Origin of the sequence: Slackia equolifaciens (assembly GCF_003725995.1) — a bacterium.
Taxonomy (GTDB): Bacteria; Actinomycetota; Coriobacteriia; order Coriobacteriales; family Eggerthellaceae; genus Slackia; species Slackia equolifaciens.
Map to the genome: position 1 here is coordinate 1 of NZ_QIBX01000022.1, position 21,974 is coordinate 21,974.

Here is a 21,974-nt window from a genome sequence, read left to right on the forward strand (position 1 = left end):
TCGGCGGCCTCGGCGTGCGTCATGCCCTCCTCCAGGGCGAGCAGCGCAAGCTCCACCACGTCCCTATCATACATGCGGACCCCCTTCCGGACGCGTGAATCGCGTCCAACTTTTCGTCCGCAGTCCCGATTTTCTTCAAGTTGGGCAGTTTTCCTGAGTATGTAATCCTGTCTCACGTTTTTTTCAACTCAAGAGGGCGCTTTCATGGGCTGAGATTGCCAAACGATACCCCATTAAGATAATTGACCAGGCGTTTTGTCGCGATATCGAAATCTACCGAACACTCAATGTGAATCACGGACAAAAAATCGATGCGCAGTGGATTACATACTCAGAAAAACTGCCCAGCATTGCGTTCGAGGGGCAGAATATGGATTACATACTTGAAATAACTGGCAAACAGACTCGGAACCGCACTTGGTTTTAGCCTGAGTTTACATTCGCGATTCGAGCCAAACCGGGACCGGGGTCGAAATCGAATCCAGAACCGGATCTAATCCTGCATCCGGAAGGCAAACCGAAAAGAAAACCGAAGCCAAAGCGGCGTAGAAGCTGAAGCCAGAGCCAAGAGTCGAACCGAGAAGGAGCGAAGCCAAACCGGGCCAAAGACGAATACGGAGTTAGAGCCGGATCGGAGCTAAAAAGCGCATCCAGGGCAGGGCCGGGTACGGAGCCCAAAGCCAAATCTTAAGGCCGGGAACGAAACAAAGCAATCAGGCCAATCCAATCGTAGATGCATCGGCGGAGGCGAATGGGATTTCGCCCCACCCGGATAAAGTGGTTCACAATACAATTTCGTGGTGCTACAATCTCCCGCGTACTGTTTCAGGGCGAGGTGGAATTCCTCACTGGCGGTAAATCGGACGCAGGACGCGCGTGCCCGCTCGGCGGAAAGCGCGGTTACACCTGCGTGCGTCTGGGCACAGGGCCCGCGCTCACCGATGAGCCCGCGACCCTGCCGGCGTTGGTTCGCTTGGCAGGCTGATCCGGTGAAAACCCGGGGCCAACGGTCAAAGTCCGGATGGAAGAGGCAGGTGATTTTCATGTCTGAACAGTCGAAGACCGTCCAATTCCAGAACACGAATGCGTGGGACACCCGTCAGTTGGTGACCATGGCGCTTATGGCGGCCATTGGCGCATTGCTGGCGTTCGTGCAGATTCCGCTCATTCCGGGCGTCACGTTTCTGACGTACGACCCATCGTTCGTACCCGCGATGATCTGCGGATTCGCCTTTGGCCCAGGTGCCGGCGTGGCCGTAGGGTGCATCGGCGTGGTCATCTACGGCCTGATCATGGGCGACTGGGTTGGCGCGTTGATGAACGTAATCATGGCAGTATGCTACATTCTGCCCGCCGCGCTTATCTACCGTAAGTTCCACACCTTCAAGGGCGCCATCGCCGGCTTTGCCGTATCGTGCGTGACCATGCTCATTGGCGCGATCATCGCCAACCTGACCGTGGGCGTATGGTTCTGGTACGGCAGCGCCGATGTGATCATGCCGCTGCTGCTGCCCGCCGTGGTGCCGTTCAACCTGGCCAAGGCCATTCTGAACTCCGTGCTCACCATGGTTATCTACAAGGCGGTTTCCAACCTGATCACCCCTAAGAAAAATCAGGTCAAGGGCCGTTAGAAAGTCTCGCAAGTCCGGCAGGCTCATCTTGCCGGACTTGCTGCATTTTGGGTGCCGGCGGTTGCGAACGCCCGTCAAGGCAGAAGGCGACCCGTTAAGGCAAGACGACACCGAACAACATCGACTCCTATCATCAATCGATACAAGACAAGGCACTCCATGATCGACAGCACCAACCTCGGATTCACCTACGACGGGCAGACGTTCGCCCTGCGCGACGTGAACGTACACGTAAACGCAGGCGAATTCGTGTGCATTCTCGGCGGCAACGGAAGCGGCAAGAGCACGTTCGCCAAGCACATCAACGCGCTTCTTGCGCCCGACGAAGGCTCTATGACGGTAGACGGCAACGACACGCGCGACCAGCGGGCGCTCTACCTGATTCGCTCCACCGCGGGCATGGTGTTTCAAAACCCCGACGATCAGCTGGTGGCCTCCCTCGTGGAAGACGACGTGGCGTTTGGCCCCGAGAACCTGGGCGTCGAGCCCGCCGAAATCGCCTCGCGTGTGGCCCGATCGCTCGCTGAAGTGGGCCTTATGGGCTTCGAAAAGCATGAGACGCATGCGCTTTCCGGCGGTCAAAAACAACGTGTGGCGATTGCGGGCGTGCTGGCCATGGAGCCCAAAATCCTCATCTTGGACGAAGCGTCCTCCATGCTGGACCCGCGCGGCCGTAAAGGGCTTTTGCGCGTATGCCGCGAGCTGCACGAAGCGGGACTCACCATCGTCATGATTACGCACTTCATGGAGGAGGCGGCCGAGGCAGACCGTGTGATCGTGCTTGAGGAAGGGCGCGTGGCGCTCGAGGGCACGCCGGACGAAGTGCTGGTGCGCACCGACGTGCTGGCGCGTCTCAATCTGGAGGTGCCGTTCGCGTGCGATTTCTCAGTTCAGTTGCGGGATTCGGGCGTGGATGTGGTGCCGTGCGTGCATGAATCGGCCCTGATTGCACAGCTGCGAAACGCAGCTCCGGCCGCGTTCCCGTGCACCGAAGGGTACACCGTGGCGCAAGACGCTTCCGCCGTTTGCGCGATTGCTCCCATGAAACTGCCGCCCCTCCCCCGTACGAGCACGGCCGAGGGCACCCCTCTGATCGAATTCGACCACGTGTCGTACACCTACGACGCCGCCATGGCAAAGCGCCAGCAGAAGGCGGCGAAGCGCGGCAAGGCCTCAACCGACGTGCAGGCAGAACGCGCAAAATGGGGCAACGACCCCGATGCGCTGTGGGCGGTGCGCGACGTGACCTTTTCGGTCATGGAGGGTGAGTTTCTAGGCATCGCCGGTCATACGGGATCGGGCAAATCCACCCTTATTCAGCACATGAATGCGCTCGTTCGCCCCACGATGGGCCGCGTGCTGGTGGACGGGAAAGACATTTCCGACAAAGCGGCAGCCACGCAGGCGCGCTCGCTCGTGGGCGTGGTGTTCCAATACCCCGAGCATCAGCTGTTCGCCGCCACCGTGTTCGACGACGTAGCGTTTGGGCCGCGCAACATGGGGCTTTCCGAGGAGGAGGTTGTAGAGCGCGTCAAAGAGTCGCTTGCCCAGGTGGGGCTTGATTATGACGAGGTGCAGGAGAAGAGCCCGTTTGAGCTTTCAGGCGGCCAGCAGCGCCGCGTCGCCTTCGCCGGCGTGCTGGCGATGCGTCCGCGCGTGCTCGTGCTAGACGAGCCCGCCGCGGGCCTTGACCCCGCCGCGCGTCGCGACTTTCTCGGCATGATTTCCGATTTGCACAAGCGCGGCCTCACGGTTGTGATGGTATCGCACAGCATGGACGACCTCGCACGCCTCACCGACCGCGTGCTCATCATGAAAGAGGGCGAGATGTTCTGCGTGGGCACGCCGGCCGAGGTGTTCATTCACGCTGACGAGCTCAACGCCATTGGCTTAGGGCAGCCGTGCCCGCAGCGCATGGCGGGCAAGCTGCGCGACGCCGGCATGCCGTTGGATATCAGCGTGCTCTACGACGAGGCATCGCTCGTCCGCGAGGTGGCGGGGCGCGTCGCTCAGGCGGTCGCCGAAGGCTCCGCTGCGCATGATGCTGCGCAGCCGACCCCTGCGTCGGCAGAATCCGCAGCAGAGGGCTTCGCGGCGAATAATGCCGCGGCTACCGCTCTGGACCATAATCAGCACAACGAAGGCGGTGCGCGATGAACGGCGCATTCTCTTTCGGAAGCTACTGCCCCGGCGACAGCCCCCTGCACAAGATGGACCCGCGTGCCAAGCTCTTGCTGGGCTGCGCGTTCATCGCTGCCGTGCTGTGCGCGCAGGGTTTCGCCGCGCTGGGCGTGGTGGCCCTCTTCGTGCTGGCGTTCTACGCAATCTCGCGCGTGCCGCCCAGCAAGGCCGCCAAATCGCTTGCACCGCTGCTGTTCATCTCGCTGTTCGCGTCGCTTCTGAACCTGTTCGTGGTGCAAGACGGCGCCACGCTTGCGCAGCTGGGCTTCATCCGCATCAGCGAGGGCGGCGTACGCCAGTGCCTGTTCATCGGCGCGCGCCTGGTGCTCATGATGATGGGCATGAGCCTGATTACCATGACAACGATGACACTCGATCTGACCGAGGCGTTCGAGCGGCTGCTTTCTCCGTTTTCGCGCATAGGGCTGCCCGCCCACGAGCTGGGCATGATCATGGGCATCGCGCTGCGCTTCATGCCGCAGTTTGCCAGCGAGCTTGTTACCATCCGCCGCGCGCAAATCAGCCGCGGCGCATCGGTGGCAGGCGGACCCGCAAAATCGGTGCGCATGCTGATCTCGCTCATGGTGCCCCTGTTCGCGAGCGCATTCCGCCACGCTGAAACGCTCTCGGCCGCCATGGACGCGCGCTGCTACCACGGTAAAGTCGGGCGCACGCGCCTACACCCCCTGCATTTCGCGCCGCGCGACGGAGTGGCGGTTGCGGTAATCGCGCTCCTGTTCGCCGGCATTTTCGCCGTAAACGCCCTGGTGTAAAGAAAGGACCCGCTATGACTCCTGGAATGAAAACCGTTCTCGAGTATTTGACCTCCATCCCCGCATGGTACCTGGCCACCAGCGTGGATAACCAGCCGCACGTGCGCCCGTTCAGCTTTGCCGCCGAGCAAGACGGCAAGATTTGGTTTTGCACCGCCACCACCAAAGATGTGTGGGAGGAACTGCTGCAGAACCAGCTGATCGAGGCGACCGCGTGGTGGCCTGGCCATGGCTGGCTGATTCTGCGCGGCCGTGCGGGACTTGAGGATCGTGCAAACGCCGAGATGCGTCAGGCAGGATACGATCACTTGACCGGCCTAAACGAGCACTACGACGGACCGAACGATTCCACGCTGGTATTTTTCTCGGTCGAGGAGCCAAAGGCGTGGATCTGCAATCACGACGAATGGGTGCCTGTGGAGCTGTAGAGCGGCATGCGAATGGCACGGGGAGAGGCGTTTTTGAGCACGAGGCATTCAAGCGCAGAGGCTTAGTACATTAGCAGTAGGTTGAAAAACGCTAGCGCGGATTGAAATACGCCGCTAGTGAGTTGAAATACGTTAGTAATAGGTTGAGAAAGCGGGCCAAGAAAGGAATCGCATTATGGACGAGATTCTTGAGTATCTGACCGGCATTCCGGCGTGGTATTTGGCCACGATCGACGAGCGCGACCCCGAGCAACCGCGCGTGAGGCCGTTCAGCTTCGCCGCAGTGGACGACGGCAAGCTGTGGTTTTCCACGTCGCGCGATAAGGACGTGTGGCGCGAGCTTTCGGCGCATCCCAAGTTCGAGGTTTCTGGATGGAAGCCCGGCGAGTTTTGGATCGTGCTCTCCGGCGAGGCGAACCTTGCCGATGACGCCAACGTAAGCGACGCCGTACGCCAAGCGGGCTTTGAGCATATGGTGGGTATCGGCGAGCATCACGACTCCCCCAACGATGGGCGCCTTGCCTTCTTCAGCGTGAAGCACGGCGTGGCTCGCTTCTGCGACATCGACGGCAGCGAGCGCCGCTTTGAGTTCTAAACGCGGCGCGCTCTCAGAGCGAGCGGCCGTACCTCAATAGTAGACCGACGGACATGAAAAAGCCTCCCATTTCCCAGACTCGATTTCTTTGTCCAGGAAATGGGAGGCAATTCACAGACGGTTCTGCCCGTTTTCTTATCGAATCATTCTTACCGTGCAGATGGGTCCGACGGCAAGCGAGCCAGCCAGCCGTCAAGCGTAACGCTACCAGCAAGCAGCAGCGGGGCGACCGCGAAAAACAACGCTTCCCAAGAAGATCGCGCCCTCTCCCCCGCCGCTTCCCGATCGGATCTTACCCGCGAGTCGCTTCCGCGCTCGTGGAAACCTCCGCATCCTTTTTCAGAAGCAGGGGCGTCTCAACGTCAACGCCGCGCTTTTTGTTGTACAGCTCAATGAGCTGGCGCACAACCACGCACGCGATGAACGCGATGCCGATGTAGCCGGTGTAGGGGTAGATGATTCCCATGAGCTGGCTGTAGCCCAAGGGGCTTACCGCGATAACAAGCACCGCGGCGCTGAACAAAACCAGCACGGCCTTGTTGCGCTTGGTGCCCTCAGGGGCAAAGCGGTTCACTGCCGTCCACATCATAGGAGCCGCCGTGGAGTAGATGCCGCACAGCACGATCACGGCGAACACCACGCTCAGCGCGGGGCTGATCAAATCAGACAGGTACAGCGTGGGCACGTCCAGCATGTACACATTCTCAATGTGGCACAACAGGGCGACGTTCATGAGCATTGCGGCGCCGATGAACGCGATGCCGCCCAGCACGGCACCGATTTTAGCCTCGCGCGGCACGCGGGCGGTACCGCCGGTTTGTGCGAAGAACGGCACGGATCCGGCCACATTGTAGGCCACGTACAAAAGGCCGCCCAAAGCCCACAGCGGAGCGCCGTTGGTGGCGTTGGCCATTTCCGCAAACAGGCTGCTCTGCTCGCCCACGTTTGCCAGCCCCTGCGGGTTGGAGGCAATGGCGTAGCCGGCAATGGCCAGGGTGAACACGATGATGATGGGGCCCACCACGCCGATCACGTCCACGATGCGATGGAAGCCGAAGATGTTGGTGATGAACACGATCAGGCACATGGCAAGCGAGCCCGCCCATGCCGGAATGCCGAAGTACTGCGCCAACGTGGCACCCGCACCGGAGGTCATCACGATGCACACAAGTACGAGGAACAGCGGGATGAACCACGCCAAAAACGCTCCGAAGTACTTGCCCGCATAGTAGCGGAAAGCCCGGTCGGACATTGCATCGGGGCCCAGGTCTTTATGCCTGTACCCGTAGTTCATGAGAACCTTGCCCAACCACGCAAACAGGATCAGCGCGATGAGCAATCCTCCCATGGACCAGATGCCGTATGCGGTAAAGAACTGCATGATCTCCTGACCCGTCGCATAGCCCGAGCCAATGAGAAACGCCACGAAGGCACCGGCGAACTTGATGATGGTGAGCACGCTCGCCGATTTGCTCTTGGCGCCTTGCTCGGGATTGGATCGCCCGAGGCTCCCCTGCCCCGCCGCGTATCCTACCGCGGCTTCGTTGGTGGTTTTCTCCGACATGGTTGTTCCTTTCTCTTTGCCGGATTCCTTTCGCTCCGCCGATTTCGGAAGACGCACGGCGGGTGCGCCCCGCCTTCCGAGGATGGCGAAGGGCATTTCGCCATCCTTGGGAGGCGTTCGCCTTGGTGCGGCCTCTGGACCGCTGGGAAGGCGCTCCCGATATACAAAAAGGCGCCGGGTTGCGGCGCCTTTTCATACCAAAATGCTTACAGCCAATGGCAGGCAGCAACCGCAGTCATGAGGTCTTGCTAAAGTAAAATCGATATGCAAACTGCCACATAACCATTGATTGCCTTTCCTTTTGCCCGTTCGTTGCCTTTACTTGTGAATCCCGCTACTTGCTTGAGCCGCCGCTTGCAATTGCCCGGCCGGCAAGCTCATCCACCTGGGCGATAAGCTCCACCAAGGCATCCACGTTTTCGTGCAGGTTCAGCCGCACGGCGTTTTTGCCCAAGCCGTCGTACCCCGCGCACGTGACCACGCGTACGCCCGCCTGCGCGAACACCTGCTCCAGGTCAATCTGGTCATCGTCCACATATACCATGGAGATGCACACGCCGTTGCTGCTGTGCGCGACGTGCAGGTTCTTGCAGGCGGCAAGCGCGTCAAGAACGCGAGGCTTGTCGCGCAGCACGCGCTCACGGGTACGCAGCGCCCAGCCCGAGGCTATTGCCTGGCAGGCGAGCTCATGCGCGATGGAATTCTTGGAATAGGGCACGTTCACCTTGTGCAGGGCTGCCGCCACCTGCGGCTGAGCCACCGTGTAGCCAAGCCGGACGCCCGCCAGGCCCCACCCTTTCGAGAAGGTGCGCACCACGGCAAGGTTGTCGAACTCGGATACAAGATTGAGCGCCGATTGGTCGTCGGGCATGTAATCGCCATAGGCCTCATCCATGGTGATGAACGAGCCGGCATCGCGCGCCGCCCGCACAACGCGGCGCACATCCTCCAGCGGAAACACCTGGCCGGTGGGATTGTTGGGATTATCCACGTACACATAAGCACCCGGGTTTTCCTCGATGGCATCGATAAGCGCCTGCGCATCGAAGGCGTAGTTGTCTTCGGGGCGCAGATACACGCGCTTGAACGCAGGCCCATACGTCGCCATGTCGTCGGTGACGGCGGTGAAGGTGGGGGCCATGCATACGATCGTCTTGCCCGGCACCATGCACATACGCGTGAGCTCCATGCACGAGGCGATGGAGCCGCACGAGAACACAAGCATGTCGGGCGTGATGTCCAAGATGGGGGCGAAACGCTCGCGTAAGGCGCTCACGAGCGCCGCGTCGGTCTCGGGGTATTCCGCAAGATCGCGCAGGGTGATTTCGGGAATCGAAATCGGCGGCGTGCCGTAGGGATTTGAGCCCATGGAGCAATCAAGCTTGAAATCGCCTACGCTCAAGTGCTCTGAGTAGTCGCCTCGAACCTGCGTGAGCAGGACTTCCCGAATGCCGTACATGTGGTAGAACCTCCGTGCAATGCCCATGGAGCCAAAATGAAAAATGCCCCATGGAGAAAAACCATGGAGGCACAATAGCGCTTTAACACAGTGGAGTAAAGTAGCGAATGCGAAATTGAGTGTTAAATTGGTGTTACTCCGCTCGATTTTGCCGCTACTCGATGCGTCGAACGCCCCAAGCATAACGCCGACAAAGCAAACGAGCATGAGGCCCCACCCAGGCGCACGAAACGCAAAATCAGAGGCCAATCCTGAAGTTGCGGAAATCCTCGGCCCCACCCAGACGCACGAAGCGCAAAAGCGTGTAGGGGGCGAGCGGGGCAAAGGTGCGCATACAAAACGGGCGAGCCGATCATGCCGGTCTCGCCCGTTATCCGATTAACACGACCGCAGCTTATGCGAAGCGGTACAAATCCTTGGTTGCCTCGCGGAAGTCGTCGTAGACCTCCTGGGCGATGGCCTCGTCTTCAACCAGCTCGAACTCGGCGGGCTGGCCCTCCTCATCAAGCTCGGTGACCTCCAAAATGAGCACCTCGCCAGACGATTTTGCCGGATGATCGTCATCCACGGGGAAGAAGAATCCATAGCGGCGATTTTCATGCAGGATGAGGCCCAGGAACTCGAGCTCCTGCGTATCGCCCTTCTCGTCCTCAAAGGTAAACGTGATGCCCTCTTCCACGGGAGGGGCGAAGTTGGGCGCGCTGCCCTCGCGAATCTCTGCCATTGCGTTCCTCCTACTTCTTTTTCTTGCCGTAGTGGTGGTTGCTCTTGCGCGACGAGCCCTTGGCAGGCTTGCGGGACGAACCCGTGCGCGCCGTCGAGGAGCCGCCGAGCGCCGCACTCTTGGATGATGCGGCGGAAGCGCCCTCGTCGACGCCCTGGGAGCTTTCGGAGCCCGCGCCCGACGCAGCGCCGCCCTGTTCGCCCGCCGCCTCGGAATGGGCCGTCTTTGCCGCCTTATCGGCAGCCGCCTGCGCCTTATCCGTGCGGCCTTCGTGATACGCCTCAGCTGCCGCAACGCCCGCATCGGCGGCTACGGGGGCTGCCTCTAGCCTGTTCAGGAAGAAGCGGCGCACGTCTTTGCCGTACTTGCGCACGAGGCGCGCGTTTTTAGGCTCGCGCTCCTTCCAGATGCAGTACAGCGGCGTAGCGATGGCGATGGACGAGTAGCAGCCGCACACCAGGCCGATGGTCATGGCAAGAGCGAAGTCTTTGAGCGTCTCGCCGCCGAACAGCAGCATCGCCACAACCGGGATAAGCGAGGTGATGGAGGTATTCATCGAGCGAATGAGCACCTCGTTCACGGAGTGGTTCGCCATGCTGGAGAACGTGCAGCCCGGGCCGCCCTCGGCCTTCATGTTCTCGTTGATGCGGTGGAACACCACCACCGTATCGTAGAGCGAATAGCCCAGGATGGTGAGCAGCGCCGCGATGGTGTTGGGCGTAACCTCGCGGCCCACCAGCGCATACACGCCGAACACGATGACCAGGTCATGCAGCAGCGCCACCACCGCGGTAACGCCCATCTTGGGATCGCGGAAGCGCACGCTGATGTAGGCGATGATCAGCAAGAGGCTCACGGCGAAGGCGATGGCCGAGCTCTGGATCACGCTCGCGCCCCAGTCGGGGCCGATGGTGGTCACTTCGTAGGAATCCGCGCCCCAGCCGAAGGAATCCGCCACCTGGCCGGCCACTGTGGCGGCATCCTGCGCCGAGGTGGACGCTGTGCGCACCAAGAAGCCTTCCTCGCCATCGGCGTTGGTGGTCTGGATGACCGCATCGGGATCGCCCGCATCGGCGAAGGCGTCGCGCACCTGCTCGATGGTGGTGTCGCCCGTGCCGTGGAACGTGACCGAGGTGCCGCCCACGAACTCGATGCCAAAGTTGATGCCGCGGATGCCCACCACGGCAATCACGGCCACGATGAGCACGGCGGAAATGGTCAAAAAGATGCGCTTCTTGCCTACGATGTCGAAATCGCGCTTGATGAAACGGCCACGCAGCTTCTCGCCAGCGCCAAGCTTCTTTTCGCCCTCGAAGTAGGGGGCGGCATCCTCGCAGTCGCGAATGCCCCAGAAACCGGGATGCTTCTTGATGGCGCGCGGCGCAAGCAGACGAATGATGGGCGCCTTGAACACGAGCATCATCACGATGTCGCACACGATGCCCAAAGCAAGCGTCATGCCGAAGCCCTTGACCGATGCGCTGGCCAGGAAGAACAGCGTGAGCGCCGAGACAAGCGTTACCAGGTCGGCGTCGATGGAGGTGAGGATGCCATGGCGCACGCCCGTATCCGACGCAGCGCGCACGGAGCGACCCATGCGAATTTCCTCGCGGAAGCGCTCAAGCACCAGGATCGAAGAGTCGGCCGCCATGCCGATGGTGAGCACGATGCCAGCGATGCCCGCAAGCGACAGGCTGAACAGGCCAAAGGCGGAAAGCAGCGCGAGCAGGCCCAGATAGAGCACAGCAAACACGGCCATGGCAGCGGCGGTGATGAGCCCCAGGCCATGGTAGAACAAGAGCAGGTACAGCATTACGAGCGCAAGTCCAATGCCCGCCACGATCACGCCGGACGCGAGCGCATCCTGGCCGAGGGTGGGGCCAACGGTCTGGCTCTGCGCGTATTCGAAGCTCACAGGAAGCGAGCCGGACTGAAGCACCGTCTGGAATTGCTGCGCCTCTTCGAGCGAATAGCCGCCGGTGATAGCCACATCGCCGTTGGGAATCTCGTTTTGCACGGCGGGCGCCGACTGCACCACGCCATCCAGCAGGATGACGATCTTGCCGTGGTCGGCGGCGAGCTCGCTCGTAGCCTGGGCGAACGCGGCAGCGCCCTCGGAGTTCAGGCGGACGTTTACGGAATAGTCGGTCGAGCCCTCGCTGGCGCGACCCACCTGCACGCTCTCGATCTGATCGCCTGTGACAATGGGCGTGTAGGTGCCGCTCTCGACCTCCATGGTGTATTCGACATCGCCCGTGGGGAACTGGTTGCCCTCCGCATCGGTCACCGTCTGCTGCTGCATGTACTGACCGGAGTCGATCTGCTCGCGCACCGTTTCGTCGGTGAACGAGTCGAGGCGCGCGAATTCGAGCTTGCCGGTCTTGCCGATGGTGTCGAGCGCCTGCTCGGCATCGGTCAGGCCGGGAATCTGCACCAGAATCTGATCGGTTCCCTGAAGCGCCACCGTAGCCTCCGAGGCGCCCAGCGCATTAACGCGGTTCTCGATGATGGCGCGCGAGGCTTCCATGTCCTCGGCCGAAACGGCGCCGCCGTCATCGGATTTAGCGGTGAGCACCACCGAGAGACCGCCTTGAATGTCCAGGCCCTGGTTGATTTTCTCCTGCGGGGGCGTGAACAGGGCAATCGACCCTATGGCGAGCAACGCCGCCAGCACCAGCAGCCATATATTGCGACGGTTGGCGCCCTTGCCGCGCGCGCTCTTGCCCGCACGGCCCGAGCCGCGCTGCGCTGATCTGCCCATCGGGGCCGCTTTATGTGCGTCGGCGTTTTGCCCCTGCGCGGAAACCTTCTTAGATGAACCTTTGCCGAATTTCATTGGTCTCTCTTCTTCGCAAGCTCTTCACTCGACCGCCGTGCTCGAGCGCCGCGCTTGGCAGCACGCCCGCGAAAAACCGCCAGACGGTCATTTTCGTCATAACTTTGTTATTTTGCCACAATCGAGAATAAGGCGCACGGTTTTCCATGCGCCCTGCGAGGTTTTCCATTGCAAAATATGAGCAGTTACCAGCTGATGAGCTCGTACCCCGTCTCGGTGACAACGATTTGAACTTCCCACTGTGCAGTGTCGGAGCCGTCGGCGGTGCGCACGGTCCAGCCGTTGGGATCGGTTATGTCGATGTCGGGCGCACCCGCGTTGATCATGGGCTCGATGGTGAAGCACACGCCCGGAGCCAGCACCATGCCCGTGCCCGGCTCGCCCACGAATCCCACAAACGGATCCTCGTGGAACTCCAGGCCGATGCCGTGGCCGCCGAATTCTCGCACCACCGAATAGCCGTTGGCCTCGGCGTGGGCCTGCACCGCATGGGCCACATCGCCCAGCGTGCCCCAGGGTTTTACGGCCTCGAGACCCTTTTCCACGCACTCCTTGGTAACGCGCACCAGACGCTCGCGTTCGGGGCTTACTTCGCCGATGCAGAACATGCGCGACGAGTCGGAAAAATAGCCATCTTTGACGGTAGAGCAGTCGATGTTGACGATATCGCCCTCTTTGAGTACCTCGTCCTCAGACGGAATGCCGTGGCACACCACCTCGTTAACAGAGGTGCACACGCTCTTGGGGTAGCCCTCGTAATCGAGCGGGGCCGGAATGGCGCCGTGGCTCACCGTGTACTCGTGCACCCACTCATCGATCTGCTGGGTGGTCACGCCGGGCTTGATGCGCTCAGCGACGTAATCGAGCACACCCACGTTCACCTCCGCGCTGCGCTTGATGCCTTCGATATCCTCGCGCGTTTTGAGCAGAGCGCGAGCAGGCACCTCGCGCCCCTGCTCATAGAGATGCTGGAGCTGCTCATCGATAGCCAGATGGCACTTCTTATACTTCTTGCCGCTGCCGCACCAGCATGCGTCGTTGCGCTCGGGCTGGCCCTCTCCGTCATACATAGTCATGAGTCGATTCCTCTCGCGATGCCCGCGGGCAGCATGCATCGTCATGCGATTTCGCCCGGAGCAACCATTATCATCCGCACGTCATTATGACGCTTGCGAGGAACAAACGCACGCTTTCAGGAAAATACCCAGATTACCATTGCCCGCAGCCGCCCTCTTAGCTTGCGATTGCCGATGCCCACAGCGTCCTCTTCGCTTGCAATCGCCGATACCCACAACCGTCCGCATCGCCTGCAGCCCCAGAAAAACTCCCCTCAATGCCGCAGGCATCGGGTCCGCCGCGCATTCCCATATAAGCACCTCGCGGCCACCTTCCCAATACCGCAGGCATCGGGTCCGCCGGCGCAATGACACCCGTACAACGCCGGCTACGTCAATGCCGCCCGCACCAATGCTGCCGGCGCAACGCCGCCGGCACCGATGCCGCCGGTATAAAAATCGCGTTATCTGCTAAGTTTCGAGGGGCTCGGTATAAAAACGACGTTATATGCGCGAGCAAACGGCGCCGGATTCGCCGAAACCCGGGCACGAGCCATGGCAGACCCGTGAAACACCAGTCAGAATCACGCCTCCGTCCATGAACCCTCTTCATACACCGATGCGCCCGCACATATAACGCCGTTTCTGGAAAAGACCCCCGGAAAGTTCGCAGATAACGCGATTTTTATACCGGGCACATGCCAATGCGGCGGTGGTGTCTCTACCGGCATACGATGCGGCGGCGATGCCGCCACCGGCCCTATTGCTCGGCGGCGGCTGCGGAAGCACCCCTCCAAAACCTATTGGCAAAACTATACGAACTCCCCCAGCATGCCCTTCTGCAGCCCTGTCGAGCCGGTCGAACGCTTAAAGCTCGACGCATCAGTAGTCGTTGGCGGCCGGGGAATTCATCCAGTCTTGATAGAACGCCTCGTATTCGCCTGCCAGCACGGCTTCGCGTGCCTTGGCCATGAGGTCGATAAGGAAGTGCAGGTTATGGATCGACAGCAGAATGCCGCCCAGCATTTCGTTCTGCTTGACCAGGTGACGCAGGTAGGCGCGCGTGTATTGCGTGCACACCGGGCAGCTGCACTGCGGGTCGAGCGGCGTGAAATCGGCCTTGTACTTGGCGTTGCGCAGATTCATGCGCCCCTCGTGCGAGAACGCCGTGCCCATGCGGCCCGTGCGCGTGGGCAGCACACAGTCGAACATGTCCACGCCGGCGCGCACTGCACGCACGAGCGTGGTGGGATTGCCTACGCCCATCAGGTAGCGCGGACGGTCATCGGGCAGCGCTGCGCACACCTGGGGCAGGGTCTCAAACATCACGTCGTGCGGCTCGCCCACCGAGTACCCACCGATGCCGAATCCCTGGAAGCCCTTGTGGCCAGCCGCGCGGCTGCGCTCGTCTATGTCGAGCAGGCGGCGCACGCTCTCAAGGCGCAAATCAAGATGCATACCGCCCTGCACGATTCCGAAGAGCGCCTGGTCTTCACGCGTATGGGCGGCACAGCAACGCTCGGCCCATTCCCACGAAAGCTTGGTAGATGCGGCCACATCCTCCTTGGCAGCCGGGTAGCCTATGCATTGGTCTAGCTGCATCACGATGTCGGCACCGATGCGCTGTTGGATATCCATATTGATCTCGGGGGTCCAGCGATGCTTGGAGCCGTCGTAGTCACGCGCGTGGAACGTTACGCCATCAGGGTCGGTCTTCATCATGTGATCTAGGCTGAACAGCTGAAACCCGCCCGAATCGGTGAGCATGGGGCCGTCATAGTTCATGAACTTCTGCACGCCGCCGGCCGCCTCGATAATCTCTACGCCGGGACGCATGTAGAGGTGGTACGTGTTCGCAAGCACCACCTGGCTGCCGATGCCGCGCAGCTGGTCAACCGTTACGCCCTTTACCGTGGCGTGCGTACCTACCGGCATGAACATGGGCGTATGCACGGTGCCGTGCGCGGTTTCGAACGTGAGCGCTCGAGCCTCCCCGTCGTGCGCATCGATGGTTACGTCAAAAAGGGACATACTCGGTTCCTTTCTTGGAAGCAGCACCTTGTCCGGCCCAGACCCTGGTCAAATTATCAGCAAATGGGCGAAAAGTGCGTTCGATTTCTCAGTCTTGGTCATTTTACTTTCCAATGGGCGATTACAGAGCGTTTTGCGGCACTCAAACGCTGCATAGCGAGGTAATCGACCCCTCGAAAAGCGCGTTTTCAAGCCGAGCAAGACCGAAACCACTCACTCCAAGCAGCCAAATCGCCCATTCGAGAGCAAAATGACCACACCATGGAAAACGAACCTCGATGCATCGCATTCCAGTCGCCATGCGACGCATCGAGTCATTGAGAATCGCTTACGGTAGCCGGGGGCGCCTCATGCCCCCGCAAAACCTCCCCTAGTGAATAAACATGGCATCGCCGAAGCTGAGCATGCGGTAATCATTTTCGATCGCATGCCGATAGGCAGCCATCACGTTGTCGCGGGTCGAAAACGCGCTCACGAGCATCATGAGCGTGGAGCGCGGCACATGGAAATTGGTGATGAGCGCATCCACCACGCCAAACTCGTAACCCGGAAGAATATAGAGGCTTGTGGCTTCGTGCTGGCGCGCTCGCAAACGCCCCAGTTCACGGTCGAAAGCGCTCTCCAGCGAACGCACGCTCGTGGTGCCCACGGCAATCACGCGGTTGCCACGCGCATGCGCCGCGTCGCACGCATCCACCACCTCCTGGCTCACGGTGTAGAGCTCGGTGTGCATCTTGTGCTGGAGCGGGTCGTCCTCGTCCACAATGCGGAACGTGTCCAGCCCCACTTCCAGTTCAACCGTGCGCCATTCGACGCCTTTTGCCTTGAGGCGCTCGATGAGCTCGGGGGTAAAATGCAGACCGGCAGTGGGAGCGGCCGCGCTCTTCTCCTCGTTGGAGTACACGGTCTGATACATCTCCTCGTCGCCTGCGTAGCCTTTGATGTAGGGCGGCAGGGGCGTGTGGCCTACGGCATGCAGCGCCTCATCGAGCGATGCGCGCGGCGTGGTCAGACGGGCGACGCGCTCGCCTTTTCCCTCGTCATCGCCCCAGTCTATGATCTCGGCGGAAAGCGCAACCTCGCCTGCCGCATCCGTGAAATCAACGATGGCGCCGCTGCCGGGCTTTAGGCGTTTGCCGGGACGCACAAGCACGTCCCACACAGCAGACGAGCCCGTCTTGAGCTCGCGATCGAAGCGCTCGCGCAAAAGAAACACCTCGGCCTGACCGCCCGTGCCCCGCTTGGCGCCCAGAAGGCGGGCGGGCATCACGCGCGTGTCGTTTGCCACCAGCACATCGCCCGGCTGCAGATAGTCATAGATGTCGCGGAAAATACGATCCTCCAGCGCTCCCGTCTTGCGGTCCATCACGAGCATCTTGCACGCGTCGCGCACTGCAGCAGGCTCCTGCGCAATGCAGCGCTCAGGCAAATCGTAGTCGAAATCCTCGGTTTTCATTGCTGCCTTTGTCCTTCTATTCATCCTGCGCATCGGATGGATGCGCCTGCTTGTATGCCTTCAACGCCGCACGCTGAGCCGCTCGCTTTTCGGCGTAGGCCTGGCGCTCGGCGCGCTTCTTGGCTCGCGCCGCCTCTGCCGCCGCGCGCTTGGGCGCCTCCGCCGCAAGCTTGGCAGCCTTTGCCGCCGCGCGCTCGATGCGACGCTCCTCGCGCTCCTGCTCGGCCTCCTTTTTGGAGACCGCACACCCGCAGTAGTTCTGGCGATACATCCCCAGCGCCTTGCTGCGACGCGTAGCCTCGGGATATTGATCCGTATAATCGCGAAACACCGGCACCAAGCCTCGCAGGGCACACGCTGCCTCCAACTCCTCGCGGATGATGTCCGTATACTGATACGGGCTTACCGTGAGCGTAGTAGCAACCCCGTCGAAGCCGTTGGTCAGCGCATAGTCGCATGCTTCGTCCAGCCTCTGCCGATAGCACGCGCGGCATCGCCACGGGCGCATGGCCGGGTCGTTCGCGTACACGCCGGCCGTATTGGCCCAGGCCTTGGGGCTGTAGACGCCCTCGACCACGGGAATGCCCTGCTCGCGCGCGAATTCCATCAGCGTGTCACGACGATGCTCGTACTCCGCCTGCGGGTGGATGTTCGAGTTCATGTAGGCGATGGTGATGTCGTGCCCCTCTTCAAGCAGCAGGCGCAAGGGCTCGAGCGAGCACGGCCCGCAGCACGCATGCAGAAGCAGCCTCATGTTACGCCTCCTTGACAAATCGCCCTATCGCAAACTCATGTATAGTACCATGCACCAACAATCAAAACGCCCCCTGCCAAAAAAGGACAGAGTATGACTGAAAATAACCCGACCAACCAGAATGCGACGCAGAGCGGGGCGAACGCCCCTGCGCCCTTTGATACAAACCGCGCGCATAATGCGCCCGAGGCAGGTCATGCGACCGTTTCCGAGGACCAGCTCGCGCCCCGCTCGTACACCACCGTGTTCTTCGACCTGGATGGCACGCTTTTGCCCATAGACACCAAAACGTTCATGAAGGGCTATATGGCGAGCATCGGCCGATTCATGGCCGAGCACGGGCTCGATGCCGAAGCCGGAGGCGAGGCGCTGTTCGCCGGCGTGATGGCCATGGGGCAAAACGACGGCAGCGCGACCAACCGCGATGCGTTCTGGAAGGTGTTTTGCGAACGCATGGGCAAAAGCGCCGAAGAGTGGGAACCGTTGTTCATGGATTATTATCTGAACCGCTTCGACGAGGTTGGCGCAGGCGTTGAGGCCAACCCTGCTTCTGCCGCGGCGGTGCGCGCCCTGAAAGAACGCGGCTACCGCCTGGCCGTAACCACGATGCCCATGTTTCCGCTGGTAGCGGTTGAGGCCCGCCTGCGTTGGGCGGGGCTTAACCCGGAGGATTTCGCCTTTGTCACCACATATGAGAATTCGACCTCGGTCAAGCCTTACGAGGCGTATTACGCCGAAGCGCTCGGGCGCGCAGGCGTAACCGGCAAAGAGGTGCTCATGGTGGGCAACCATAACCGCGAAGACGGCGGCGCCACCAAAGTGGGATGCGACATATACTTTGTGACCGATCACCTGATCGAGACCGAAGACGGCTTGGATGTGTCGGCATGCAAGCATGGCACGATGGAGGAGTTTGCTCGATTCTGCGAGGCACTGCCCGCTGTTCGATAGCATGCCCCTGTTTGTCCTTCTGCGAGGTGCTGCTCGCTGTTCGATAGCATGCCCCTCTTAGCCCACGAGCCCCCTTTCGACCAACGAGCCTCCCAACCAGCTGCGACCTCCGATCGACCAACGAGCCCCAACCAGCTCGCGACCTCCGATCGACCCACGGACTCCCAACCAGCTCGCGACCGAAAAGCTTAGGGCATACGTTTTTTGCCTATAGTCCGAAACTTGTCCCCTGCATGAAAATGGGCTCGCAATTGCGAGCCCATTGTGTGCTGGATTACATGCGGTAGCAGGGATGCCAACGAAGTGCAAGCCGATGGCCTTGTAAGCTAGAGCTTGACCACGTTGCTTGCCTGAAGCTTGCCGTTTGCCCCCTCGGTTACCTCGAAGGAAACGCGCTGGCCTTCATCGAGAGTCTTGTAGCCGTCCATCTGGATCTCGGAAAAATGGACGAAGATGTCATCGCCATCTTCACGGGAGATGAACCCATAGCCTTTTTCGGGGTTGAACCATTTGACAGTACCTTCAGCCATTTTCGGCCTCTTTCCCCTTCCCTTGCTTAGGGGGAAGTAAAACGCCCGGCGAACGCCGGTAAACCACATTCCATCCTACCGAAAGTCAAACCGTTCAACCAAGGCAAAACGAAGCGCTCCAGAGGTGGAACCATACATAGCCATCGTCAAACATTCGTCACAAAAAATACGTAAGGTTTCGGTAAAAGGGCGTAATACACCGCTGAAAGGTTACGTGAAAATAACTCTAAAGATAGTTAAGAGTCGGCTACGCCGGAATACAAGCACCCGGGTGGCAGAGGCGAGGGGCGGAGAACTTCCCGCGGCGGAGGCTGGGTGCAGCGAGCACCCAAGCGGCAGAAGCAAGAAATAACGCGAACGGCATTTGAGCGACGGAGCGGGAAAACGAGTCGGGTCCCTACACGTCGAGCTCTTGCTCCATCCGATCGAGATCCTCCTCGGTGAGAACGCCGTCGCCCTCGGGAACATCCACCCCGAAAGCTTGAGCGAGAGCATGGGCCTGCCCGCGGCGCAGCTCAGCCACCTGGCCCGAACCCGCCTGGTCGAGATAGTGCGCCTCGAGCAAAAGGCCGCGCACCAGGTACTCCGCAACGCGCGGATCGGTACCCGAAACAGAGAGGATGGAGGCGAAGCTCTCGGGATTGAGCCCCAAAACAACGCCGGCATCCATATCAAGCGCCTGCGAGATGGCGTCCTCCACCGATTCCGCCGCCTCGGTCGGATCCACCATGCCATGCTCGAGACTGCGGCGAAGGCCGCGCACGAACTGCATGATCAGGCGCATCAAATAATCTTGTTGAAGCATCGCTCTACCTCCGATGTGCCGCTCTACCTCCGATGTGCGCAGTTGCAGCAGATTGCCTTATTCGTGCTTGATGCCCAGATGCTCGAATGCGCGCCCCGTTGCCTGACGGCCTTTGGGCGTGCGCATGATAAGGCCCTGCTGAATCAGATAAGGCTCGTAGACGTCCTCCACCGTGTCGGGGTCCTCAGAAAGCGCCGACGCGAGCGTAGAAAGCCCCACCGGACGACCGCCGAACGACACGCACAAAAGCTCGAGAATCTTGTTGTCCAGCGCGTCAAGACCCAGCGCGTCCACCTCGAAAAAGCTCAGCGCCCGCGCCGCGGTATCTTCGTCTATATCGCCCGTACCGCGCACCTGCGCCCAATCGCGCACACGCTTGAGCAGGCGGTTTGCCAGACGCGGCGTGCCACGGCTACGGCGGGCTATTTCTAGCGCACCCTCTTCATCCACCGCTACGTCCAGAATTCCGGCGGAGCGCTTCACGATGTCGGCGAGCTCCTCGGGCGTGTAATAGTCGAGCCTGAACACGATGCCGAAGCGATCGCGCAGCGGACCCGTGAGCAAACCCGTTCGCGTGGTTGCGCCCACGAGCGTGAAGCGCGGCAAATCGAGACGGATGCTGCGCGCAGCGGGCCCCTTGCCAACGATGATGTCAAGCACATAATCCTCGAGGGCAGGATAGAGGACCTCCTCCACCTGACGGTTGAGGCGGTGGATCTCATCGATGAACAGAACATCGCCCTCGTCGAGGTTGGAGAGAATTGCCGCCAAATCGCCTGGGCGCGCAATGGCGGGACCGCTCGTGGTGCGAATATTGGCACCCAGTTCGTTGGCGACCACCGTGGCGAGAGTGGTTTTGCCCAAGCCGGGAGGGCCGCTGAACAGCACGTGATCCATGCACTCGCCGCGCTGCCGCGCTGCTTGAATCAGAATCGCCAGGCTTTCTTTCACACGCGTTTGCCCCAGATAGTCATCCAGATGCTTGGGACGCAGCGAGCGATCGAGGGCCAGATCGTCCTCGGTGAGCTCGGGCGTGACCGCACGCATGGGCGCAGATGAGCGCGAGGAGGAGCTCCCCGCCTCAAACATCACGCCTTCCAATTGTATTCCGTCTTGCACCATAGAACTCCTAGCCTAGCCTCTTGAGGGCATATTGTAGCAGCGCGCTTTCGGTGCTGGCAGATTCGGGAGCATCCTTGAGTGCAAGATCCGCCTCGGCCGAGGTGAATCCCATGGCGAGCAGCGCATCGCGCGCACCCTTGAGGCGCTCTGCCGCCGCGGCAGCCTGCTGCGTGAACAGGGTATCCTCCGCCTGCGCATCCAAGCTGCCCTTGAGCTCGAGAATCAAACGCTGGGCGGTCTTTTTGCCCACGCCCGGAATAGTGGACACCGCCTTTACGTCCTGCGATTGGATGGCGGCGATAAGCTCTTGGGGCGAAAACGACGAAAGCGCGGCAAGCGCAACCTTTGGGCCTACACCCGACACCGTAATCAGACGCTCGAACAGGGCTTTTTCTCCCTGATCGAGAAAACCGTAGAGCGCGATGGCATCCTCGCGCACGGCGAGGTAGGTGAACACGCTCACTGCGGCACCGCGATCGGGCAGTTTGGCTATGTCCGATGCCGGCATGCCCACCTGGTAGCCTATGCCGTTCACATCAATAAAGGCGTGCGTTGCGGTACGGCCTGCCATAACACCCTTCAAAAAAGCTATCATGCGAAATCCTATCCGTGCGTTACGTAGCAGATGGCGGCGGCGAGGGCGTCGGCCGCATGATCAGGATGCGGAACCTCATCCAACCCCAGAATCTGTTTGACCATATATTGGACCTGGGCCTTCTCCGCATTGCCTTCGCCTACCACAGCAAGCTTGATAGCCGCGGGCGCAAACTCGCCCACATCAAGACCGCCTTCGGCGCAAGCCACGAGCACCGCCCCTCGCGCCTGCCCCGTGGCAAACGCGCTGGGGGCGTTCAGACCGAACAGAACCGTCTCGATTCCCAGACACGTGGGGCCATAACGCTTCACCACGAGCGCCATCTGATCATGCAGCTTCAGCAAACGCTGCGCCAACGACATGTCTTTTGTGGTGGAAATGCAGCCGTACGCCACGCATGAGAGCCGCGACCCGCGCTGCTCGATTACGCCCCAGCCCGTATTGGCCAGGCCCGGATCGATTCCCAATATGGTTCGCGCTTGCC

Annotated in this window: 19 protein-coding genes and 1 riboswitch; of the genes, 6 read left to right on the plus strand and 13 right to left on the minus strand. The window is 60.8% G+C overall.

Annotated features, from left to right (window positions below; translation table 11 throughout):
- Positions 1 to 817 precede the first annotated feature (817 nt).
- Positions 818 to 1,037: riboswitch (FMN riboswitch) on the plus strand.
- A gap of 6 nt (positions 1,038 to 1,043) precedes the next feature.
- The 5 genes from DMP06_RS09975 (at position 1,044) to DMP06_RS09995 (ending at position 5,608) form a co-directional block, all read left to right on the plus strand.
- Positions 1,044 to 1,631: an ECF transporter S component gene (locus DMP06_RS09975; protein WP_123209621.1), complete on the plus strand. Its 588-nt coding sequence runs from the start codon at positions 1,044 to 1,046 to the stop codon at positions 1,629 to 1,631.
- 159 nt (positions 1,632 to 1,790) lie between these two features.
- The gene (locus DMP06_RS09980; RefSeq protein WP_123209594.1) at positions 1,791 to 3,788 is read left to right on the plus strand and encodes an energy-coupling factor transporter ATPase; all 1,998 of its coding nucleotides are present in this window, start codon (positions 1,791 to 1,793) and stop codon (positions 3,786 to 3,788) included.
- Positions 3,785 to 4,585, plus strand: coding sequence for an energy-coupling factor transporter transmembrane component T family protein (locus DMP06_RS09985; RefSeq protein ID WP_123209595.1), 801 nt, complete (start codon positions 3,785 to 3,787; stop codon positions 4,583 to 4,585). The genes DMP06_RS09980 and DMP06_RS09985 overlap by 4 nt, the downstream gene beginning before the upstream one ends.
- 14 nt (positions 4,586 to 4,599) lie before the next feature.
- Positions 4,600 to 5,013 carry a pyridoxamine 5'-phosphate oxidase family protein gene (locus DMP06_RS09990; protein ID WP_123209596.1) on the plus strand — a complete coding sequence of 138 codons (414 nt, stop codon included), beginning with the start codon at positions 4,600 to 4,602 and terminating at the stop codon, positions 5,011 to 5,013.
- Between the two features lie 175 nt (positions 5,014 to 5,188).
- Positions 5,189 to 5,608: a pyridoxamine 5'-phosphate oxidase family protein gene (locus tag DMP06_RS09995; protein WP_123209597.1), complete on the plus strand. Its 420-nt coding sequence runs from the start codon at positions 5,189 to 5,191 to the stop codon at positions 5,606 to 5,608.
- A 292-nt stretch (positions 5,609 to 5,900) separates the two neighbouring features.
- Here the strand turns inward: DMP06_RS09995 and DMP06_RS10000 are convergent, their stop codons facing one another.
- The 8 genes from DMP06_RS10000 to DMP06_RS10035 all read right to left on the minus strand — a co-directional run bounded on the left by DMP06_RS10000 (position 5,901) and on the right by DMP06_RS10035 (position 17,487).
- The gene (locus DMP06_RS10000; RefSeq protein ID WP_148042530.1) at positions 5,901 to 7,172 is read right to left on the minus strand and encodes a YkvI family membrane protein; all 1,272 of its coding nucleotides are present in this window, start codon (positions 7,170 to 7,172) and stop codon (positions 5,901 to 5,903) included.
- Between the two features lie 334 nt (positions 7,173 to 7,506).
- Positions 7,507 to 8,631 (minus strand): pyridoxal phosphate-dependent aminotransferase, encoded by a 1,125-nt coding sequence (locus tag DMP06_RS10005; RefSeq protein WP_161957905.1) that lies wholly within the window; start codon positions 8,629 to 8,631, stop codon positions 7,507 to 7,509.
- Between the two features lie 394 nt (positions 8,632 to 9,025).
- Positions 9,026 to 9,355 carry a DUF1292 domain-containing protein gene (locus DMP06_RS10010; RefSeq protein WP_123209600.1) on the minus strand — a complete coding sequence of 110 codons (330 nt, stop codon included), beginning with the start codon at positions 9,353 to 9,355 and terminating at the stop codon, positions 9,026 to 9,028.
- Positions 9,356 to 9,365: 10 nt separating this feature from the next.
- On the minus strand, positions 9,366 to 12,191 hold the full coding sequence (secD, locus tag DMP06_RS10015) for a protein translocase subunit SecD (protein ID WP_380783694.1): 2,826 nt from the start codon (positions 12,189 to 12,191) through the stop codon (positions 9,366 to 9,368).
- Positions 12,192 to 12,376: 185 nt separating this feature from the next.
- On the minus strand, positions 12,377 to 13,261 hold the full coding sequence (locus DMP06_RS10020; RefSeq protein ID WP_123209623.1) for a methionyl aminopeptidase: 885 nt from the start codon (positions 13,259 to 13,261) through the stop codon (positions 12,377 to 12,379).
- Between the two features lie 867 nt (positions 13,262 to 14,128).
- Positions 14,129 to 15,277 carry a tRNA guanosine(34) transglycosylase Tgt gene (gene tgt / locus DMP06_RS10025; protein ID WP_123209601.1) on the minus strand — a complete coding sequence of 383 codons (1,149 nt, stop codon included), beginning with the start codon at positions 15,275 to 15,277 and terminating at the stop codon, positions 14,129 to 14,131.
- A 370-nt stretch (positions 15,278 to 15,647) separates the two neighbouring features.
- A complete protein-coding gene (gene queA, locus DMP06_RS10030) occupies positions 15,648 to 16,733 on the minus strand; it encodes a tRNA preQ1(34) S-adenosylmethionine ribosyltransferase-isomerase QueA (protein WP_123209602.1) in 1,086 nt (361 codons plus the stop codon).
- A 16-nt stretch (positions 16,734 to 16,749) separates the two neighbouring features.
- Positions 16,750 to 17,487 carry an epoxyqueuosine reductase QueH gene (locus DMP06_RS10035; protein ID WP_123209603.1) on the minus strand — a complete coding sequence of 246 codons (738 nt, stop codon included), beginning with the start codon at positions 17,485 to 17,487 and terminating at the stop codon, positions 16,750 to 16,752.
- A gap of 93 nt (positions 17,488 to 17,580) precedes the next feature.
- On the opposite strand from DMP06_RS10035, the gene DMP06_RS10040 reads away from it, so the two are divergent.
- On the plus strand, positions 17,581 to 18,438 hold the full coding sequence (locus DMP06_RS10040) for an HAD family hydrolase (RefSeq protein WP_123209604.1): 858 nt from the start codon (positions 17,581 to 17,583) through the stop codon (positions 18,436 to 18,438).
- A gap of 326 nt (positions 18,439 to 18,764) precedes the next feature.
- On the opposite strand, the gene DMP06_RS10045 is transcribed toward DMP06_RS10040, so the two are convergent.
- The 5 genes from DMP06_RS10045 to ruvC all read right to left on the minus strand — a co-directional run bounded on the left by DMP06_RS10045 (position 18,765) and on the right by ruvC (position 21,957).
- Positions 18,765 to 18,968 (minus strand): cold-shock protein, encoded by a 204-nt coding sequence (locus tag DMP06_RS10045; RefSeq protein ID WP_123209605.1) that lies wholly within the window; start codon positions 18,966 to 18,968, stop codon positions 18,765 to 18,767.
- Between the two features lie 397 nt (positions 18,969 to 19,365).
- On the minus strand, positions 19,366 to 19,773 hold the full coding sequence (locus DMP06_RS10050) for a hypothetical protein (RefSeq protein WP_123209606.1): 408 nt from the start codon (positions 19,771 to 19,773) through the stop codon (positions 19,366 to 19,368).
- A 57-nt stretch (positions 19,774 to 19,830) separates the two neighbouring features.
- Entirely contained in the window at positions 19,831 to 20,862 is a 1,032-nt protein-coding gene (ruvB, locus tag DMP06_RS10055; protein ID WP_245962479.1) for a Holliday junction branch migration DNA helicase RuvB, read from the minus strand.
- Between the two features lie 40 nt (positions 20,863 to 20,902).
- Complete coding sequence (gene ruvA / locus DMP06_RS10060) at positions 20,903 to 21,490, minus strand: Holliday junction branch migration protein RuvA (protein WP_123209608.1); 588 nt, start codon at positions 21,488 to 21,490, stop codon at positions 20,903 to 20,905.
- 8 nt (positions 21,491 to 21,498) lie between these two features.
- Positions 21,499 to 21,957, minus strand: a complete 459-nt coding sequence (ruvC, locus tag DMP06_RS10065; protein ID WP_338056827.1) for a crossover junction endodeoxyribonuclease RuvC — start codon at positions 21,955 to 21,957, stop codon at positions 21,499 to 21,501.
- Positions 21,958 to 21,974 lie beyond the last annotated feature (17 nt).

Excerpts from the sequence above, each read along its gene's own strand:
- DMP06_RS09975 (WP_123209621.1), top strand. The coding sequence starts at position 1,044 with ATGTCTGAACAGTCGAAGACCGTCCAATTCCAGAACACGAATGCGTGG.
- DMP06_RS09980 (WP_123209594.1), top strand. The coding sequence starts at position 1,791 with ATGATCGACAGCACCAACCTCGGATTCACCTACGACGGGCAGACGTTC.
- DMP06_RS09985 (WP_123209595.1), top strand. The coding sequence starts at position 3,785 with ATGAACGGCGCATTCTCTTTCGGAAGCTACTGCCCCGGCGACAGCCCC.
- DMP06_RS09990 (WP_123209596.1), top strand. The coding sequence starts at position 4,600 with ATGACTCCTGGAATGAAAACCGTTCTCGAGTATTTGACCTCCATCCCC.
- DMP06_RS09995 (WP_123209597.1), top strand. The coding sequence starts at position 5,189 with ATGGACGAGATTCTTGAGTATCTGACCGGCATTCCGGCGTGGTATTTG.
- DMP06_RS10000 (WP_148042530.1), bottom strand. The coding sequence starts at position 7,172 with ATGTCGGAGAAAACCACCAACGAAGCCGCGGTAGGATACGCGGCGGGG.
- DMP06_RS10005 (WP_161957905.1), bottom strand. The coding sequence starts at position 8,631 with ATGTACGGCATTCGGGAAGTCCTGCTCACGCAGGTTCGAGGCGACTAC.
- DMP06_RS10010 (WP_123209600.1), bottom strand. The coding sequence starts at position 9,355 with ATGGCAGAGATTCGCGAGGGCAGCGCGCCCAACTTCGCCCCTCCCGTG.
- secD (WP_380783694.1), bottom strand. The coding sequence starts at position 12,191 with ATGAAATTCGGCAAAGGTTCATCTAAGAAGGTTTCCGCGCAGGGGCAA.
- DMP06_RS10020 (WP_123209623.1), bottom strand. The coding sequence starts at position 13,261 with ATGTATGACGGAGAGGGCCAGCCCGAGCGCAACGACGCATGCTGGTGC.
- tgt (WP_123209601.1), bottom strand. The coding sequence starts at position 15,277 with ATGTCCCTTTTTGACGTAACCATCGATGCGCACGACGGGGAGGCTCGA.
- queA (WP_123209602.1), bottom strand. The coding sequence starts at position 16,733 with ATGAAAACCGAGGATTTCGACTACGATTTGCCTGAGCGCTGCATTGCG.
- DMP06_RS10035 (WP_123209603.1), bottom strand. The coding sequence starts at position 17,487 with ATGAGGCTGCTTCTGCATGCGTGCTGCGGGCCGTGCTCGCTCGAGCCC.
- DMP06_RS10040 (WP_123209604.1), top strand. The coding sequence starts at position 17,581 with ATGACTGAAAATAACCCGACCAACCAGAATGCGACGCAGAGCGGGGCG.
- DMP06_RS10045 (WP_123209605.1), bottom strand. The coding sequence starts at position 18,968 with ATGGCTGAAGGTACTGTCAAATGGTTCAACCCCGAAAAAGGCTATGGG.
- DMP06_RS10050 (WP_123209606.1), bottom strand. The coding sequence starts at position 19,773 with ATGCTTCAACAAGATTATTTGATGCGCCTGATCATGCAGTTCGTGCGC.
- ruvB (WP_245962479.1), bottom strand. The coding sequence starts at position 20,862 with ATGTTTGAGGCGGGGAGCTCCTCCTCGCGCTCATCTGCGCCCATGCGT.
- ruvA (WP_123209608.1), bottom strand. The coding sequence starts at position 21,490 with ATGATAGCTTTTTTGAAGGGTGTTATGGCAGGCCGTACCGCAACGCAC.